Origin of the sequence: Flexilinea flocculi, assembly GCF_001192795.1 — a bacterium.
GTDB lineage: Bacteria > Chloroflexota > Anaerolineae > Anaerolineales > Anaerolineaceae > Flexilinea > Flexilinea flocculi.
The window spans coordinates 1,101,924-1,119,503 of the sequence record NZ_DF968181.1; the positions used below are offsets into that span (position 1 = coordinate 1,101,924).

The window sequence follows — 17,580 nt, forward strand, 5'->3', positions numbered from 1 at the left end:
TTGAATTCGATAACTTGCCAAAACACGCATATCCTAATTACTCATCCAACACATTTCCTCCTCGATATCCAGAACCAATCCCAAAGCATCCGCTAAAAGCCGGATACGATCCCTTTTCACCTCTGCAAAAAGCATTCGCCAATTTTGATCTGTTGGGGAATAAAAAGTGAACGACTGCTCAATCAGGCGGGCAAGATTTCGTGGCTGTAATGCAGCCAGGCGTTCACTCGCTCCGCCGGCACCGACTCTAGGATTCTCTTTTAGCTTGGCGATAGCCAGACTGTACGGATTCTGGATATTGGGTTGGGAAGCGCCATGAATGATCCAGGATACAAAAGGTAAAGCATTCTTTTCTTGATTGAGGAAAACCTGCCGATTTTTCTTGTCTGCGCGCGCCAACAATTTTTCCAATGACCAATTTCCACTTGAATCAGTCACTACCGCCACCGATTGACTGGTTGGATCGTTCAGCAAAATCGATGTATCTTGGGTAGAGGAGGTATCTTTTTCTTTTGGGGAATCTTTAAAGCTTTTGAGAATCTTTAAAAGGGTCTCAAAACAACCCTTGGCTTCCGGGTCGAGCGTCGCAAAACAATCATTGAGGATACCCTTGAGAGTCTCAGAACAATCCTTGGTTAAATCTGATAGTCTCAAAACAACCTTTGGTTCTGTTTTGACAGTCTCAGATCCCACTTGCTCCGCTCGGGGACGCTGCGCGCAACCATTGTCCAATAAAGTAATCCAAGAACCTAATTCATCTTGAACACGATGATCTTCTGATTTCACAAGAAGGGAAGAAACAGCCTGTTGGATGGCTTGGTGTTGTGGAGTGAGTGGATCAATCCTCTGTACCTTGAATTTCCAGCTATAGCTACCCTCAGAATTGATTCGATGATCGATGCGCTCAACAAAAAGAGCTAATAGATCCTGAAGACGTTGCCGGCGAGAAAATTCATCAACGGTACGATCGCTTAATTCATCCTTACGTTTTCCTCTCTCAATCCAGGCTGGAAGCCAGTTCGCCACAACGCGAGCGTTATTGATCCCTAGACGATTTGCGATAGCTTGATATCCACCCTCAATCCAGACTGCATCTCGGATCTCACCCGTCTCATCATTGAAGTAGCACAGATTGCGCAGAACCAGGACAAACATGGCAGCATCTGCTCCGAGAACCGGTAACCAGTTTTTGAGGAAATACCACGTAACCAGGATGAAATCTCCGTGACCAGATAATCGGTCAGCAAGCTGATCTGCCAGGGTCCCAAGTTCTCCGTCGAGCCGGTGCCCAACCAGTTCTCTAATGACATCTTGAACGGTATGATAGTGTGGAATCATTTTGCTGAAGTCTTCGGAAGGTTGTCGAACAGGATATTGGAATATTTCTTTGGGATTTGTGCTGATCGCCAATTGCAACGCGGACAGAGGAGAATCCTGTATCCCATGAGTAAGCAAAAAAGCCTTCAAGTCTTCGGCATCCCCGGGTGTCAGCGGGGATTCGAATAATTCATACTTGTTTGAGGACTTTTTGGCTCTCCCTGAGCGCTTATCAACTTCATGATCGGTGTCAATTTTTCTCGCAAACCATCCCAGACTGCTACCGGGTTGCAGTAAGCGAAAGAACTGAGCCCGGCTGATTCCAGTCCATTGGCAAATACGCTCAGCGCGAACGGAAACTTTACAACTCCCTTTGCGCTCTTTTCCACCGCTCGCCAGGTAATATTCCTGCCATAATGCCATGATTAAGAAAATCATTTGTGATCCGACGTATGGCAGCCAGCGCAGGTAATATACCGGTAAGCGAACTACCCGGCTTGGCTCAATCAGGAAATTCCGGATGGAACTGTAGTGAATATCCAACTCAATGGGATTGTCCTGAGAATCTTCCTGGTCTGGATCAACTTTCTGAGTTAGATCATCCCCATCATCAATTTCCTGGTCACAAACAACGAAACGAACCTTAACTTCTCTGTTCATCACCCCCATTAGAAACCGCTGCAGGGTGGTCGTTAATCGGTTTTCTAACCACTCGCGGCCATATGAATTCATGCAGCCGATTACAAAGTTGTCATCTGAAAAATCCACCAGATGGGTTGGCTTAACCCATGTACTAAAAGCCGCCCGCGACATATCCATTTCGAGGTTAGCAATGGCCGATTGCCAGGCTTTCTGCGGTGAAAATTCGACGACTGCATTCATAAAAGAAATCCCTATTGATAAAAAAATCAATCTCGAATAAAGCGAAATAAAGGCACATTTCCAGCCTTTGTTGGAAGAACGGTCGTTATCCCATTTCTTCCAGAAAAGACCCCTTTACGGGCTTCCTATGGTTTCAACGTCAGCAACTCCGTCTGCGTCAACGTCTGCGGCATGTCAACAGCACGTCTGCGGCACGTCAGCATGGACGCAGACGTGATTCTTGGAGTGAAAATGAAATTGTTGATTTTCCAGGAAAGGTTAGAGGCCATTAGTATCACTCCAAAAATAAGGTCTTTCCAATTGACTTAGGGGACGGTTGCAGAATTAAGCTTCCATTGTGAAATGCCTGTGAACCTTCTACAACGAAGAAACAGACAACTTCTCCGACCGGTAAAGTATGCTCCCGCGCGATCGACCGAACTTCTTCCTTTAATAAAGCTGGAATTCGGAATGTCACTCTTATTTCCCATTGGGGGACGGCTTTTTGGCCTTTCCTGAAATTTTTCTTTTTGGCTCCACCAGCTTTCTTTTCAGGAACTGGGAATGCATCAGCTAACCATTTATGGTTTGTCGGTTTTTGAGCAGGTAAGATGGTGCCTCCTTCATTGCCTTCAGAGTACAGGGTCATTCGCTGCGCATTGGGGTACGCTAAAAGTTTGATCTCTCCATTGCGGTAAAGTCTTACGCCATGTTCAAGGAACGCCCTTATAACTTCATCTCTAGGAACCGAAAGAGACTGAGCATCTTTGATAATCAAATCCACAACCTGCTGAGGTATTCCCCGGTACGTTACAGTTTCAAGCCGATGAACCTGTTCCCACTTACGGGATCTTTTCTTCCTGAAATCTGCTGTGGGAATTAAATCCAAGGGCTGGCGTGGGATCATAGTAGATTCTTGCTGTTGATCCTCCTCAACCTCGGTTATTGGATTAGGGTCACGTAGACCTGTAAATGCGTCTCGCCTTGCCATCGTGACCTCTAATATTTCAATACAAGAGTTGCCAAAGCTTTATATTCCTCGGCAGCCCGCGTTTCTGGCGCATACTCAAAAATGGTCTTTGCCTCAGACCAACATTCACGCAAGACAGTCGCCCGATGAATGGGGGAAAGCACCTTGTCGCTGAATGTTGCCTGCAGATCCTGAAGTGAGTCGCGTGACTCGTTGGTACCATCAAAAAAGGTAGGTAATATTCCCAGCAATCCCCCTTGCCAATTCTTTTTGTCCCTCAAGGTTTGGATGGTCGTGACTGTCTTCGCTAACGAATCTAATGATGCGAATTCTGTTGCCGTTGGAACGATCACCAGGTCAGCCGCCCAGATTGCACGCTCCTGTAATCCACCCACAGATGGGGACGTATCAAAAATAATGTAGTCAAACCGATCTTTAGTGAATGTTTTCAGCAGCCCTTTTATGTAGGAGATCGGTTGATCCTGGACACCCAACATCATTTGCGCAGCGGAGGTCATTGAGTTGCCTGGAATCATCTGTAAGAAATCACGACCTGTATCACGGACCCATTGGCGAATAAATGTTATTTCACTTGGAGATCCTGGTTGAGTTGTTAGGAAATAATACGTTCCCATTTGGCTATCCATACCTAACTTGGTTGCGCACTGTCCTTGTGGATCTAGGTCAATCAACAACACTTGTTTAGTTATCAGAGTGAGAGCATGTGCCAGATTTACGGCGGTGGTAGTCTTTCCTACACCGCCTTTTTGGTTCGAAATGGTGATGATTTTTGTGGTCATTTGATTTCTCCTTAATCGATAAATTGCAGCTGTGTCCGGCCTTCATGACCGTGGACAGAAATGACATCTTCGAGAGACTGATAAACACCCATGGCATAAGGTTCCCTGAGCCAGTGAATGACCGCCAAACCACTGCTAAATACAGTCCCTTCTGCAACTTCACCAGTCCCTGAGACACCCGTGAGGTCTTCCACTCGCATTAACACAAACCTACGCATCTGACTGTTTGAAGAAATTTGATTTGGTTTTCGAGCCATACTTTCACCTTTAGCTTGGTTTCTGCAGCCTGTCCGCCGGCTGCGATCACGGATTCTTGGCTTTTTCTGAATGACTTTGGAATTTGTCAGATCCATCAACAAGCCATCTTTATAAGTAAGGCGGCATCCTGAGGTAATGTGTTCAAACACGATTCCTTCCGGCCAGGTTGATTTCTCGTCCCGGTTGAGGCGGATATCGATCATTCGAAATAACCTCCCAAAGAACATCCCCGGGTCATCATCGACCCTGGTTGGATCCATAATGACTTTCCAAACGTAGCCTCGAAGTTCAACGGGGTTCTTTTTATCTTGAGCAATAAAAAAATCTAAATCTTTACCTGGCATCTTGAATGGCTCTCCGAACCTTATAAACTAAGCCGGCATACAGGTGCGCAAATAGACGGGCAGGGGAATAGGATTAGCCCTTACCTAATGCAGGCTTAATGAGATTGTGGAACACCCATGACTGGGGAATCAACAACTAATAGTGCGATGCACCATTATTGAATCAGGGAGGACGCATCCCCCATGAGAAAATGGATTTGAATAAATTGAATTGGAAAGAGGAATGAAGAAAAGCAAGAAAAGGTACTTGACGAACCCACGTAAAACAGATACTATACGAATATCGATTAGCTACCGCAGCGTGCCCGGCAAGCCTGGACCAGAGTTCGTCAGGTCGGCTGATTTGCAGAGCCCGCCGCACAAATGGCACGGATTCAGGATTTTGACTCATAACCCGGAGGTCATACGTTCGAATCGTGTCCCCGCTACTAAAGTCAAACCAGAGTCCGTCGGGCTCTGGTTTTTTGATAGGCCTGAGGGTCGATGGTTACGAAAAATCACTTTTAGGAGGATTTTTCGATGAACCGTAATCCCTCAGGCCTGTTATTTTCTCTTTGTATTGACGGGTTCGTCAAATACAAAACCGCTGAAGGCTTAAGCCAACGGACGGTCGATTCGTATGAGTGGGTGCTACGTAAGTGGATGGAAAAGATAGGCGATCAACCGGTCGGTAAGATCACCTCTGCCGATGTGCTCGATTACATGACCTATCTGCGCACCGAGTATGTTCCCCACACTTTCGCCAAACCGAATCCTGCGCATGAAGCGCCAACGCGCAAACTCTCCCCCAAGACACTGCGTAACCACTGGATCACTTTCAAAGCATTCTTCGGTTGGGCGGTCGCAGAGTTTAAAATCAAGAATCCCATGGAAGGCATCCCGGGACCACGTTATAAAGAAGCACCGGTAGCTGCCTTTACTCAGGAAGATCTTGCTGCGCTGCTCAAAGCCTGTACCTACTCCCGTGAGTACAATCCAATCAATCGCCATAATTTTGTCACCCGGCGACCATCCGCCAAACGAGATGAAGCCATGATCATGTTCATGTTGGATACCGGTTTGCGGGCTTCCGAGCTTTGCAGTTTGAAAATCGGCGAACTGGATTTGCGCACCGGCAAAGTTGTCATCAAGCACGGGGATGAAGGTGGGGCAAAAGGCGGCAAAGGGCGCACGGTGTTCATTGGAAAGAGCACCCGCCGAGCTGTATGGCGATACTTGGCTGACCGCGAAGATCGCGATGACCCAGAATCGCCAGTATTTATCAACCGTGGCAATCATCCGTTTAACGCCAACAGCCTGCGACATTTGATCGTGCGCCTGGCTGATAAAGCGGGTGTCAAAGGGGCTCATCCACATAAATTCCGGCATACTTTCGCAATCACTTACCTCCGTTCGGGTGGGGATGTTTTTACCCTGCAAGCCTTGTTAGGCCATAGCTCGTTGGATATGGTTCGCCATTATGCTCAAATCGCTGAGATGGACATTGAACGAGTACATCGGAAGGCCAGCCCAGTAGATAACTTGAGGTTCTAAAAACGATCATTTTCTCTTTGCTCCAGAGCTGGAGGAAGGGATTCAGTAAACCTTTCCTCCAGCCTATCAGGTTATTTCCGTTTTTGGGCATGGCAGGGAAGTTTGTACGTTGGCCGGAGCGACCACGAATCGCAACATTCCTTGCGCACCAAAATGATTGAACCATTTGCCATGACTTCATAATCCAGGCAGTCACCAGGTTGTAAATTCAACAGGTTACGAACCTTTTTAGGGATCGTGATGGCATTGGTCGTGGTAATGATAATCGGTCGTTTCTTCAAATAATCACCTCCTTTCCTTCCGAGATTGCTGTAATTTTCATAATCCAATTCAGCTGGATATTCTGAAACTCAACCGGGAAAATAGCTTTCATACACAAGAGGAAACGCTGGTTGGTATTCAAGATGCTCTGTAATTCTGCCTGATCCAATCCTTTTTCCACGATCTGAAAAAGGAAATCAGAAAGACTGGTGTTGAAAGCGTGCGCTGAACCGAGCGGTTGTGAACCAGCCCAGAGAAGCAGCGCTTTAAGATGCTCGAAATTGTTAGAGATCTGAAGCGAAGAACGCCCATGAACATCTCGTGAAAATTTCAGGAACAACTTAACCTTGAGGTAGTTCTGCCGATCCAGCATTCCAAATCCCGCGATTAACAATCCCGCCGCAGATGGGACATTTGCCTTTCAGATGGTTCAGATGGCCTTTGACAGGGTGAATTTCCGAATTTTGGATTTTAACGATTTGCAGCGCATACAAAAGCCCTCCCCCGCTTGAAGCGGATGAGTTGGTTTCTTTTTAGCGTTCCGTTGACTTTCAACCCAGGCGGCAAATTGCTTGCCGTCGATCCAGATATGATTGGATTCGTCCCGGCTGTGTGGCGCGCCATGATTGAGCCAATCTCGCAAGGTAGTTTCAGGAACATCCAGGTCTTCAGCGATTTCCCGCGGTGTGTATAGCATGGGCAGCAAACCAGGTGCTTTGATCAGGACATTCCTGGAAATCCGGCAATTTGAGCTATTTTTGCTTTCTGACATTCTTCTCCTTTGTTATTTGTAAACTTTGCATCGAACAAACGTACGCCAGCCATGCCAACCCCTTAAGGGAATGGCATGGCTGGCGTATCCTCTTCCCACTGATAGGTGTTGAAAGATCCTCGTTTTGTAACTCTGATACGCGGATCATTATTGAGTTTTGAAAATGCCCGGTCGATCGTTCTGGCGCTGCTGTTGATTTGGAGTGCTGAGATGAGCTCGTTCTTCCTGAATTCCTGCGCCGGTAAACTCTGCAGATATTCCAGAATATCCGCAAAGATCAATTCCGCCTGCCCAGGAACGCGCTCCAGTTCAGAAGCATTCGCTTCAGAAAATCGAAGCGTGATGCTCCCTTCGGTCGATTCAATTTGAAACTGCAACTGCGCAGGTGGCAGGGATTCACGCACCTTTTGTGGAATGATCGTTCGCATCGAGTGTGCTGAATGCTGGTTTTCGTGCGCAACCACAATGGCGGTATCGACAGACCCTAAAATATCGGAGGAACCCCGGACGCGATAGGAAAGATCGGGATTTCCACCCTTATTGAGGTGATGAATCAGAATGAAAGTCGTACCGGTCTGGTTGGCAATTTCACGCAGGGTGTTCATCATCGGGGAAATTTCTGCGACTGAATTTTCATCAGCGCCAGGCATAAACTTGGCCATGACATCAAAAATGACGACAGAGGCATCCAATCGATGAATGCGCTGGCGTAATGCCAGCACTTCCGAAGTGACTTTCAGGTTAAGAGGAGAAAAGTCGAAAATCAGGTTCGCTGGCGGTTGAATTCCTCGCGCATGGCACAGTTTGAGAACGCGCGAGCGCATACCCCGGTAGCTGCCATCCAGGAAGTGATACAGCACTTTGCCCTGGGTTACCGGTTGGTTATCCCATGCCAGACCCGAAGAAGCCATGCCAATCGCCAGGTCCAGCGCTAGAAAACTCTTTCCGGCTGCCGGCATACCGGCGATCAAGTTGATTCCACCGGCCATAATCCAGTCTTTGAGAATCCAGGTCAATTCACCCATCTCCGACAAACACAATTTTTCTGCGGTCATAACCATTCGCTCCGTGACTCCCGACAAGGCGGATGAGCTGACAAAGAATTCCTCCATTTGCTGCAGAGCATCAGAAAGCGGTTTATCTTGAATAGCATTTTGCGCAAGGCTTGTAGCGACCTCCAACGCTTTTCGCTTATATGCTTTTTCGCGCACGATCTTGGCGTAAGACTCGGCGTGCATGGAAGTCGGAGTTGCATTGAGCAGCCCTGTGATGTACGCCGGCCCGCCAATTTCCTTTAGTTTTCCGCTGGTATTCAAAGCATTACACAAGGTGACATGATCGATCTGATGTTCAGATTCCAACAGGTGATTCATTGCTTCCCAAATCCAGCGGTGTGAGTCGCGATAGAAATATTCCGCTTTGACGATGGCGACCAAATCTTCAAATAAATAGGGTGCAATCATGATCGAACCGAGCAAGGCCTGTTCGGCATCAATATCTCTGGGCGGAATGGGATCTGGCATCAAAGGCTCCAAATGATTTGATATTTACTCCTTACAACAACACAATAGTCATCTGAGAAAACGAAAAGCGACCGGCACAACAAAGTTCTTTGTTATGCGGCCGCTCCTACGATTTGATGGATGTCCAAGGAGATCAGCGACCCGAAACGATTACATTTTTATTCTACAAATAAATCAGGCATGATCCAAGGTGGTCATGTTAATTCGTGTGTTCAGCGATTTGGACAGGTCGGAACTGACAACCATACGCGGCAGGTTTACCCAGCATCGTCCAGGATAATCGCTCGACAGTTTTCCACCAGATATCCGGGATTTCATACCAGGCTGCACCGGCAACTTCCCGCGCAATATCCGGGTCCGGAGCGGTTCCCTTGGCCAATGCACTATCTGGATTGACCGCAACCGTTGTGTACACGACTGAATAGATTGGCCCAAGTGCAGCCAGGGACAGCATCATTCCCCATCCACATTGAGATGGTTTGACCGTTTTTGCAGCATTGATCCGATCTGCCATGAATTCGAAATAGGTCATACCCTGTGGTGCCTGAGAAACGCTCATCGGCTGATTACCCCTGTAAGTGATAAACAGAATGGTTGCAATCACTATCAATAACAAGGCGTTTTTGAAAATCCTAAAGAACACATGCAATCCCTTCAACAAAAACATACCTTCCTCCAGAAGATTGATTAGCCAAAAACCAAACCCTGAATGGTCAGATCAAGATCATCCGTGATTGAGACGGATCCGGCTTTAAGTGAAACACCCCCCGCTCGTAAAGCGGCTTTCAAGGCTGCAGCTCGCCTCCGTTCGGGAATATCGGAAAAGAAATAGAGCAGATCATCATCCTCCCCTTCTCGCAGACTCAGCGTAAAACGAATCTGATGAACCTGGCAATCCAGTTTTGGGCGACCGCGTTTTGAACCCACGTTTAGTTTTTTCGATTGTGGTTCTGAAATAAAGATAGTTTCCATAAACCCCTCGCAATCGATTGAACCGGATCATCCGCCAATATGCCTTTACCGTTGAAGAAATAAGGCAATGAGTTCTTGAGTAGGATCGCCCCACCACCCACCAGGATGACGGCTGTGAAACGCCGCCAGGCTTTGCCCCACCGCTTCTCAACCTCTCCAGTGACCTCACGCTCCCAGATGGGTAGCGCCTGTGAAATATCGAGCTTATTGGCACGCAGTAGGGTATCCAGTTCGCCCAAGGAGTAGAGCTGCTGGCCATTGACCAGCTCCAGCAGACGGCGCACTCCAGTGGTCGAACCACCTGTGAAGCGCTGAACCGGGACTTTTTCGCGCACCACGAGCAGTTCGGTGGTATTCATGCCGATGGATACAACCCCGACCTCCTGTGTGTATGCGCTGCGCCGTTCAGGAACGATGTTGCCTTCATCATCCAGCACATAATCAAACAGAGCGCCAGCCGGCTGAGAAGTAACCCGAACCTCGGTCACATTCAGGTGATGTTCCTGATCATTGGCTTTCCAGGTATGCTCTGCTTTCATCCAACGCTGAATGCTCTCCACCGTGGTTCGCGCTTCCTCCCCGGAGAGGGTATCCAATGGCAAACCACAGGTGATGCTGACAGGCTGCGAAATGACATCGGAGCGCTGGATCAAGCGGGTAAATGCCCCATAGAAAAGCGCCAGCATTTCCGGTGAACCGGCAAAACGGTCCATACTCAGGTTTTCTACTGGCCGTCCGCTGTCGTGTGCGCCACTATCGACAAAGAATGTGCTTCCCGACGGCAAAGCGATCCGCAGTGGTAGGCGGGAACTGCCCAACCCCAGCATGCGCCCTACCAGCGGGCCATTATTGACCGCGACCTGAGAGATCAATTGAATGCTCTGCTGATTCCCGTGCAGCTTGAGCGCTCCCATTCCCAGATCAAGTCCAAAATTGATTGTTTCTGTCATGCAATCTCCTTCATTCTACAAGATGCAATTTAACTTGGAGTAAATTGAGGTAAAAAAATCAACCTCATCGGTTAAATTTATTGCAACATATTACTCCATGTTAATCAATATCTTGTAGTAATTATTTGGAGGATTACTTTTTATATGGCCGCCCTGAATCATCAAACGCCCATTTACCCTGACCGCTGTTTTGGCGATAGACTCTGGCGCAGTAAGCCACGTCCGCTTCATCCAGCAGTGTCTTTCGACCATCTTTGCCCAATTGGTGGATCAGCCCTCGCTGCATCCAGCGCGTGAGCGTGGAGGTGTTGAGCTTGTATTTCCGGCCGGCTTCATTGATGCTGATCGGAACACCTTTCAGGCCGGCGTTGAGCTGATACTCAGGTAAGGCTTCCTTGGGCAGCAGATTATTCACGCTGATTTGATTGATGCCAATACTTCCATCGGTCATCACGGCTGCCTGAAGTTTTCCCTCATCCGCCAGTTGATAAATAGAATCCAAATCCAACCCAAGCTGTTTGGCGGCCTGTTCGGGGGTGATGTAATATTCCAATCGGGATTGATCGAGTTTCACGGACTGCTCACAGAATGCGATTTACTACAAGTTAATCATACAGTGAAAGTGAAGGATCGTCCAGCGATAGAGATTTATTGCATCTCCCCTGATATTTAGGTTAACTGACCTGAAGGTTAAATGACCTAAAAATCCTGATGACGTATCCTATTGTTTGGTTGATGGTTTCAAAGTCTAGAAAAGACTGAATAAAATTTTCGACAAAAGATATGGGTCTGCGTCCTCGCTGACGTGCCGCAGACGCCTTGTTGACACGCCGCAGACGTTGACGCAGACCTTACCGCAGACGTTGATTGAACAGGAAGAGCGCTGAAGCGCCTATTACCATAATGAGGTATGGAAATACCATTCGACCGAGAATTGCCCCTCTATCCCGAAAACTTGACTCTAAATGGGCATAAATTGCACCACCATACATAGGTCAAATGGAGAGTCTAGCAGATGAGAGACTGGAAATATTTGCACAAATAAATCGGCATATTTTTTTGTGCAAGGAAAAACCTTCTTGATCCATGGGAACAGTGTGCACTTTGTTCCATCCACTTCGATCCCCTAGAGTCTTAAGGGGGAACAGGTCAACGGAGTGACACATCGTTTTCTGTTGGATGGTCTTTGATGGTTTTGAGAATATCACCCAACCGCCAGGGACGATACTCCCTGACCTCAACGCTCATATTGATATGGTTCGGCCCCAAATTGGAACCTTCAGACGGCGGTGGAACATTATGAACATGACCATGTACGTTGATCCAACCATCTCAAGAAGAACGATCGGACGATGTGAAAAGATTAATTTCATTTGATCCGATATCTCGACGTTCAAGGAACTTTTTATCAAAGTTACGCCACGGGTTTCGCAATAAGATTTGCTAATCCGATCATGGTTGCCTTGGATCAAACACAATCTGCCACTTAACAAACCAGTCATGAGGTCAAATTTGGTTTTGTTGCCTAACGCAAAATCACCCAGGTGCAGAATAGTTACACCTGGAGAAACCAGATCATTCCAATTCTTGAAAATCAATTTCTGCCAGTTATCGGGCCGGCTGCAATACCTTCCGATATTCTCGTGAAAAAAACGAGTATCAGAAATTATCCGGGTATCGAAAGTGATTTCGAGGGTATTGTCGATAACCATCCTTTAATTATATTTGGAGATTTTCATTTTTCTCTACAGGATATTAACAAGGGAACGACCTGGCAGGATGTTCTTGGCAGGGTAATCCCGTAGAGTCTTAAGGGGGAACGGGGTGAACTGTGTAAACGGAGTTATACCTCTTTCTAATAAACAGCTTTGAATTCGGAGATTAAATCTATAAATCTGAAGTTATTTACATTGAACCACGTAAAATAATCGAAGAAATAGCATCTGCAATCGCCAACACATCAGGAATTGAATTATCTTTGCCTATAGAAATTCGAATCGTACCTAATGCATATTCTCGGGGGACATCGATGCTTTTAATTACGTGAGATATATCTAGTTTACCTGAAGAGCAAGCCGATCCTGTAGAAACAATAATACCTTTTAGATCTAATCGATGCATAAGAGCTTCACCATCTTGATTTCTTATAGAAATGTTGATATTGCCTGGAAGACGACGGTAATTATCTCCATTAACTAAAAAATCTATGCCCGAGCCAGTTAATTTTTCAAAAAACAAACTCGAAAGCCTTTGGAGATATATCTCATTTGCTCGTAGATTATCAACGTTCTTTTTTAAGGCTACCGCCATTCCAACGATGCCAGCAACATTTTCAGTACCAGATCGACGACCAAATTCCTGTTTTCCACCTGAAGACCAATTGATTAAATCCGTGCCTTTTCTAAGATATAAAAAGCCTACTCCTTTAGGTCCGTTAAATTTGTGAGCTGATGCAGAAAGCAAATCAACACCAAGAGTATTAACATCAATAGGAATATGCCCAACTGCTTGCACCGCATCACTATGGAACAATACTCTTCTGTCATTTGCAATTTTTGAGAGCTCCTCGATTTTTTGAATAGTGCCGATTTCATTATTGGCTAACATTAATGACACTAACGAGGTATTTGTGCCAATTGCCTCTCGAAGATTATCAATGGAAGCGTGTCCCTGGCTATTAACGGGTAAATAAATGACTTTGTAGCCTATTTCCTCTAAAAATGAACAAGAATGCAAAACAGCATGATGCTCGATTGAACTTGTTATAATTTGTTTTCCTTTGTTCTGGGTTTTTAAAGCGATGCCCTTAATTGCCCAGTTGTCACTTTCAGTGCCGCCAGAGGTGAAAAATATCTCATCTGGGCGGGCGTTAATGCAATTTGAAATTATTAGCCTGGCCTCCTCAATCGCCTTCCTTGGAAAACGTGCAAAGGAATATTGATTTGATGCATTCCCAAATTCTTGGTTTAAAAAAGGCAGCATAGCTTCCAAAGCATCTTTATCAAGTTGCGTGGTTGCTGCATTGTCGGCATAGATTAGGGTTCCCATAATATAAATCCATTGTGTAGGGATATCAAAACAATTTTTCAGCTATTTGAATAAATCACAGCCTTGTTCCTTAAACTCGGTAATCTTTATTAGTAAATCATCAGTTGTAGCACCCAGGAAATCTGCTAAACAATCAAGACAGAGATATTTCTTTATACTTCTGCCAAGAAGCTTTCTGTTCAGTGCAATTAAATCCTTACTAAGCAGTGAATCGCAATGATAGCATTTAGCTTTCAACATTATGCTTGTCCGCGAATTGAATATTAGGAACATCCTTACCTGCAAATTCATTATCAATGATACCGAGTTGAGTCTTGATAACTCTTCTCATTTCGATTGCTGGATTTAAACAAAAGTTAACGAATTCTTCTCGGTTCAAATCTTCAGACCTTCTTACATTAGGGAATAGAAGCTTCATGAAGGCTGTACATATTCGTTTAATTGCCTCAGTATCTCGCGTGTCTGCATTTTTGGGATAAGTCAGCATCTCATCAACTATACCTCGATAAATGACCTCCCCACGGAGTAAATGTAAGATTTCACCAAAATACTCCACATTCAAAGCCCAACCGTTTACCTTCAAACTTTCTTGCATTCGTGGAATATCCCATCCCTTTATAAATCCGTGAAATCGATCAATTAGCGCTGATTCATGAAATACCTGTGGTAAATCTATAAACATGTTTGTGTAGACATTCATCCGATCTATGTCGATATTTCCAAGCAAAATCAATCCAGCCTCTCCAATGCCTCGAGCATCACCAACCCGAAATTCTCCAGTTGGGCTTTCCAAATACCCTTTTAATGCGCCCTGCATCTCGCTGGCATCAGTAAATTTAATACTTTGAATTTCGTCAAAAGCAACATAATCATAGAATGACACCAATCCATTCGCTCGTTTGCTAATATCATAGAACATTTTGGCACGAGATATACTACCCCCACTGACCAGCCAGCCATTTTTACTAATTTGAGAAAATAAATAGGATTTTCCAGTTCCTTTTGGCGCCAGTTCAATCAGATTGACTCTTTTTTCTATAAAGGGAAGCAACCGACTTAGCATTGTCATCTTCTGGGTAAGACTCGCATACCCTTGAGGATTGTAATCAATTGCACCTAGCAATATATCAATCCACTCATCAATGGTGAATTCTTTTCTCGCCTCACAATAATAGTCTAGATCAATCGTGTAAGGAGAAAATGGTTTAAATCCGACCAACTTTAAAACATTCGAGTTGCCTTTGAGCGTATCTTCTTCAACGCAAACAATCTCGCAAATTCCCCATACTTCGTTGGGAGCAAGTAAATATTTCTGATTATCTTCAATCACATTCCAGTCAGCAATTGCTTCACCTTTCTTCTTCGGTACGCCAAAATCTGGAAGTGAAAAGAAAGCTGTACGTGTGGTTGTATCAAAATCAATCTTTATCTTCGCTAAAAAACGAACTGTTTCATAGTTGTGGAGCATTTGATAAAGGATATGGGGCCACTGCGTCTTCTGTGGAATTGTCTTTCTGACATATTCGGTTACCTCTTCCTTGTTAATTCGGCCTTTATCATCAGAGAAACGCATTAGTAACCAATCTCTCATAAATGATGGTAGGCTTAATGCAGAGAAAAATTTTCCATAATCAGGATTCTTGTAAACAAGCATGTCACCAAACAATTGTTTTAGCTTTGTTTCCATTCAAGCTCCTAGACTAAATATCAAAATCCGACTTAGATGAAATGCCTTTAATTACTTTTATTGAAAACTCACCAATGATTATTCCATTCGACCGTAATTTAACCAATAATTGTCCTGACGATTTCACCGCAACTGTAAATCGGTATTCTCCATTTGATACTTCACACGGCCTTGTTTGATCAGCGATGATCGCGGTTACAGTAGAATAATTACCAGAAAGTTTAAAAGCCACTGTCACAGTATTGGTCATCCCTGCATTGATATCTGGTGTTAAAACAGTGATTTTTTCGGCAGTTCTTTTTATCGAAACAAATTCTTTTTTACTAATCCGAAGAATTGGAACTATCGCTTCTTCAAGCGATGCTCCACCGTGGGTTTCGCATCGTGGTGCGCCTTTTTCAGCAAAGCGAGAATAATTCCCAAATATCCAATAATTATTGTAATGAAAACACCCCTCGATTTCAGAATAATCATTTGAGGTATCGATGCAATACCGACCATACTTTTCTAATTGAGCGCTTTCTTTACACGGATGTACAGAAGATTGGCTTCGATAAAGGACTGCCATTCTACTTGTTCCATGGTCGGCTGTGAGAATAACCGCCGATGCAGTTTGTAAGAGTTCGTCTACTTTGGCTTTAATTTCTTTGAGCAATTCAAATTCAGCAATAACATTATCAGGGTAATTTGTTGATGAATGTTTTTGTTCATCAAGCTTATAGTATTTTTCATGCTTTCGATTAGATAGAAAATCGGTGTTAAACTCGGTAGTTGATGGCAGATTGCAACGTCCAATACGACTTTCCACATCATAAGCATTGGTGATAAACATGTATTGTAGGAGAGATAAGTATTCAATCCCCAGGGCATCAACAAATAAAATTACCTCATTATTATGATAGAGGTTATCTACAATCGCATTTCGCGCATCCAACTCCCACAGCAGCGACCCATTCTCCTTTGCCAAGTCATTTACTTCTTGCAAAAAAATATCGGAAATTTCGTTTGATATTTTTTGCTCTCTATAAATTGAAAAATAACTTTCAATCTTCTTGTTTTGTAAATTACTTCCAGCAAGATAATAAAAAGCTTCGGGGAAAGTGAACTTTAATGCATTTCTTGCAGAATTGGATGAACGGCATTTGCTAAAAGCCTGCAAGATCATGCGCTTTTCTTTTTGGGACAAATCAGTAAGACACATTATTTGGCTAACCGGCTCAAGATCTGCCACTGCCTCCAAAAATGCCTTAGGGGGCTGAAGTTTCATGTCAGCTATCAATTTTCTCCGTTGGGATGCCAAATGCTCAAAGTTTTTGGAAGCAAGAAGATCTAGAACTCCCCCGTGGACTAAATAGGTGAACTCATCAACACTCTCTGACTTATCAGCAATATGACCAAGATAGCCACCAAGATGTTTTTGTTTTGTCCATAACCACAATAACCATTGTTTGAAAGAGCTGTACTTAAACCAATCTTGAAACAGGCTTTCTGAGTATTGATTTGCAGGGAGTAAAACACCTATAGCGCCTTCCAGATTCCTTGTTTCACAATAACTCTGTGCCAATTCTTTCCACTGGGCCTCAGTTCCAAATTGTTGAACTACGTCTGCTGGCAAATGAAGATGATGCCGAAGTAAATCATATGCATTAGTAATCACCGTGACTTCATCAGCAAAAACAATATCCTGATATTGAAAGGCGTTTTTTGTGTGGAATATGACCGGTTTATCGGGGTTTTGTTCCCAGTACCTGAGGTACTCGCGATATCCCCGGGTTTGGTTCCCTTGGAGATGTACATTCAAATCATCCTGAACTATTGTCAGGGAATAATCACTGTCATAATTCATATCCAAATAGGCTATACATTTTTTTTCTCGTGGGTCAAGGTCTGTGCTTTTCAGGATATCTTTCATCCGATAAAGTGGGATGTATATTCTGAGTTTCCCGAGATGGCTGTTTTCGAAATTCGCCTTTAAAATATCATTCAATATTTTTTTGGCAATCGAATTGTTTATCCTGAGATACTCAGACAAAGGGACTACAAGAGTTGATGATTTCGCGGTTCGTATTGAAGACTTTAATCGGGTTAAATTAGGAGCTGTGTCTTCGTTTTCGCAGAAGTCAGATAATCGCAATGAATTATGGGCAATTGTGGAAAGATGTGCTTTGACCTTCACCCACATTTCCATAGAGTCGACATTAATATATCGAACAGGGAACCTGTCTGGAACCTGTGCATCTTGTTGTAAATAAACTTTCAATTGCTCCAAATCAGTAAATTGCAT

The 17,580-nt window shown here is 44.6% G+C and carries 18 protein-coding genes; 2 read left to right on the top strand and 16 right to left on the bottom strand.

All coding sequences use genetic code 11. The features are described 5' to 3' along the window. Positions 1-33: 33 nt before the first annotated feature. The 5 genes from ATC1_RS09650 to ATC1_RS09665 all read right to left on the bottom strand — a co-directional run bounded on the left by ATC1_RS09650 (position 34) and on the right by ATC1_RS09665 (position 4,550). Positions 34-2,199 (bottom strand): DnaA N-terminal domain-containing protein, encoded by a 2,166-nt coding sequence (locus tag ATC1_RS09650; RefSeq protein WP_062281083.1) that lies wholly within the window; start codon positions 2,197-2,199, stop codon positions 34-36. Between the two features lie 125 nt (positions 2,200-2,324). After that, complete coding sequence (locus tag ATC1_RS14835; protein ID WP_154664742.1) at positions 2,325-2,468, bottom strand: hypothetical protein; 144 nt, start codon at positions 2,466-2,468, stop codon at positions 2,325-2,327. A gap of 5 nt (positions 2,469-2,473) precedes the next feature. Beyond that, entirely contained in the window at positions 2,474-3,169 is a 696-nt protein-coding gene (locus ATC1_RS09655; protein ID WP_062281087.1) for a hypothetical protein, read from the bottom strand. An 8-nt stretch (positions 3,170-3,177) separates the two neighbouring features. Further along, entirely contained in the window at positions 3,178-3,948 is a 771-nt protein-coding gene (locus tag ATC1_RS09660) for a ParA family protein (protein WP_062281091.1), read from the bottom strand. Positions 3,949-3,959: 11 nt separating this feature from the next. Then, positions 3,960-4,550, bottom strand: coding sequence for a hypothetical protein (locus tag ATC1_RS09665; protein WP_062281095.1), 591 nt, complete (start codon positions 4,548-4,550; stop codon positions 3,960-3,962). Between the two features lie 519 nt (positions 4,551-5,069). Here ATC1_RS09665 and ATC1_RS09675 point away from each other — a divergent pair. After that, complete coding sequence (locus tag ATC1_RS09675) at positions 5,070-6,083, top strand: tyrosine-type recombinase/integrase (RefSeq protein WP_062281102.1); 1,014 nt, start codon at positions 5,070-5,072, stop codon at positions 6,081-6,083. Between the two features lie 71 nt (positions 6,084-6,154). On the opposite strand, the gene ATC1_RS09680 is transcribed toward ATC1_RS09675, so the two are convergent. The 8 genes from ATC1_RS09680 to ATC1_RS09715 all read right to left on the bottom strand — a co-directional run bounded on the left by ATC1_RS09680 (position 6,155) and on the right by ATC1_RS09715 (position 11,135). Next, entirely contained in the window at positions 6,155-6,364 is a 210-nt protein-coding gene (locus ATC1_RS09680) for an AbrB/MazE/SpoVT family DNA-binding domain-containing protein (RefSeq protein WP_062281103.1), read from the bottom strand. Beyond that, the gene (locus tag ATC1_RS09685; protein WP_062281106.1) at positions 6,361-6,717 is read right to left on the bottom strand and encodes a hypothetical protein; all 357 of its coding nucleotides are present in this window, start codon (positions 6,715-6,717) and stop codon (positions 6,361-6,363) included. Before ATC1_RS09685 ends, ATC1_RS09680 begins: the two co-directional genes overlap by 4 nt. A 57-nt stretch (positions 6,718-6,774) precedes the next feature. Then, a complete protein-coding gene (locus ATC1_RS09690; RefSeq protein ID WP_062281109.1) occupies positions 6,775-7,116 on the bottom strand; it encodes a helix-turn-helix domain-containing protein in 342 nt (113 codons plus the stop codon). Between the two features lie 62 nt (positions 7,117-7,178). Further along, positions 7,179-8,639: an AAA family ATPase gene (locus tag ATC1_RS09695; protein ID WP_062281112.1), complete on the bottom strand. Its 1,461-nt coding sequence runs from the start codon at positions 8,637-8,639 to the stop codon at positions 7,179-7,181. A gap of 199 nt (positions 8,640-8,838) precedes the next feature. Further along, entirely contained in the window at positions 8,839-9,306 is a 468-nt protein-coding gene (locus tag ATC1_RS09700) for a hypothetical protein (protein ID WP_062281115.1), read from the bottom strand. A 20-nt stretch (positions 9,307-9,326) separates the two neighbouring features. After that, the gene (locus ATC1_RS09705) at positions 9,327-9,611 is read right to left on the bottom strand and encodes a hypothetical protein (protein ID WP_062281118.1); all 285 of its coding nucleotides are present in this window, start codon (positions 9,609-9,611) and stop codon (positions 9,327-9,329) included. Next, on the bottom strand, positions 9,569-10,561 hold the full coding sequence (locus ATC1_RS09710) for a ParM/StbA family protein (RefSeq protein ID WP_062281121.1): 993 nt from the start codon (positions 10,559-10,561) through the stop codon (positions 9,569-9,571). The genes ATC1_RS09705 and ATC1_RS09710 overlap by 43 nt, the downstream gene beginning before the upstream one ends. A gap of 133 nt (positions 10,562-10,694) precedes the next feature. After that, positions 10,695-11,135, bottom strand: a complete 441-nt coding sequence (locus tag ATC1_RS09715; protein ID WP_062281124.1) for a MerR family transcriptional regulator — start codon at positions 11,133-11,135, stop codon at positions 10,695-10,697. 970 nt (positions 11,136-12,105) lie between these two features. Between ATC1_RS09715 and ATC1_RS14730 the strand changes: the two genes are divergently transcribed. Next, positions 12,106-12,366: a hypothetical protein gene (locus tag ATC1_RS14730; RefSeq protein ID WP_152024284.1), complete on the top strand. Its 261-nt coding sequence runs from the start codon at positions 12,106-12,108 to the stop codon at positions 12,364-12,366. A gap of 100 nt (positions 12,367-12,466) precedes the next feature. Here ATC1_RS14730 and ATC1_RS09725 read toward each other — a convergent pair whose 3' ends face one another. From ATC1_RS09725 to pglZ, 3 genes are all read right to left on the bottom strand, one after another. Beyond that, entirely contained in the window at positions 12,467-13,609 is a 1,143-nt protein-coding gene (locus ATC1_RS09725; protein WP_062281131.1) for a cysteine desulfurase family protein, read from the bottom strand. Between the two features lie 226 nt (positions 13,610-13,835). Next, on the bottom strand, positions 13,836-15,296 hold the full coding sequence (gene brxL, locus ATC1_RS09735) for a BREX system Lon protease-like protein BrxL (protein WP_062281137.1): 1,461 nt from the start codon (positions 15,294-15,296) through the stop codon (positions 13,836-13,838). Between the two features lie 13 nt (positions 15,297-15,309). Next, on the bottom strand, positions 15,310-17,580 hold the full coding sequence (gene pglZ, locus ATC1_RS09740) for a BREX-4 system phosphatase PglZ (protein WP_062281140.1): 2,271 nt from the start codon (positions 17,578-17,580) through the stop codon (positions 15,310-15,312).

Coding starts and splice junctions, on each gene's coding strand:
- ATC1_RS09650 (WP_062281083.1), bottom strand. CDS start 2,199: ATGAATGCAGTCGTCGAATTTTCACCGCAGAAAGCCTGGCAATCGGCC.
- ATC1_RS14835 (WP_154664742.1), bottom strand. CDS start 2,468: ATGGCCTCTAACCTTTCCTGGAAAATCAACAATTTCATTTTCACTCCA.
- ATC1_RS09655 (WP_062281087.1), bottom strand. CDS start 3,169: ATGGCAAGGCGAGACGCATTTACAGGTCTACGTGACCCTAATCCAATA.
- ATC1_RS09660 (WP_062281091.1), bottom strand. CDS start 3,948: ATGACCACAAAAATCATCACCATTTCGAACCAAAAAGGCGGTGTAGGA.
- ATC1_RS09665 (WP_062281095.1), bottom strand. CDS start 4,550: ATGCCAGGTAAAGATTTAGATTTTTTTATTGCTCAAGATAAAAAGAAC.
- ATC1_RS09675 (WP_062281102.1), top strand. CDS start 5,070: ATGAACCGTAATCCCTCAGGCCTGTTATTTTCTCTTTGTATTGACGGG.
- ATC1_RS09685 (WP_062281106.1), bottom strand. CDS start 6,717: ATGCTGGATCGGCAGAACTACCTCAAGGTTAAGTTGTTCCTGAAATTT.
- ATC1_RS09690 (WP_062281109.1), bottom strand. CDS start 7,116: ATGTCAGAAAGCAAAAATAGCTCAAATTGCCGGATTTCCAGGAATGTC.
- ATC1_RS09695 (WP_062281112.1), bottom strand. CDS start 8,639: ATGCCAGATCCCATTCCGCCCAGAGATATTGATGCCGAACAGGCCTTG.
- ATC1_RS09700 (WP_062281115.1), bottom strand. CDS start 9,306: ATGTTTTTGTTGAAGGGATTGCATGTGTTCTTTAGGATTTTCAAAAAC.
- ATC1_RS09705 (WP_062281118.1), bottom strand. CDS start 9,611: ATGGAAACTATCTTTATTTCAGAACCACAATCGAAAAAACTAAACGTG.
- ATC1_RS09710 (WP_062281121.1), bottom strand. CDS start 10,561: ATGACAGAAACAATCAATTTTGGACTTGATCTGGGAATGGGAGCGCTC.
- ATC1_RS09725 (WP_062281131.1), bottom strand. CDS start 13,609: ATGGGAACCCTAATCTATGCCGACAATGCAGCAACCACGCAACTTGAT.
- brxL (WP_062281137.1), bottom strand. CDS start 15,296: ATGGAAACAAAGCTAAAACAATTGTTTGGTGACATGCTTGTTTACAAG.
- pglZ (WP_062281140.1), bottom strand. CDS start 17,580: ATGCAATTTACTGATTTGGAGCAATTGAAAGTTTATTTACAACAAGAT.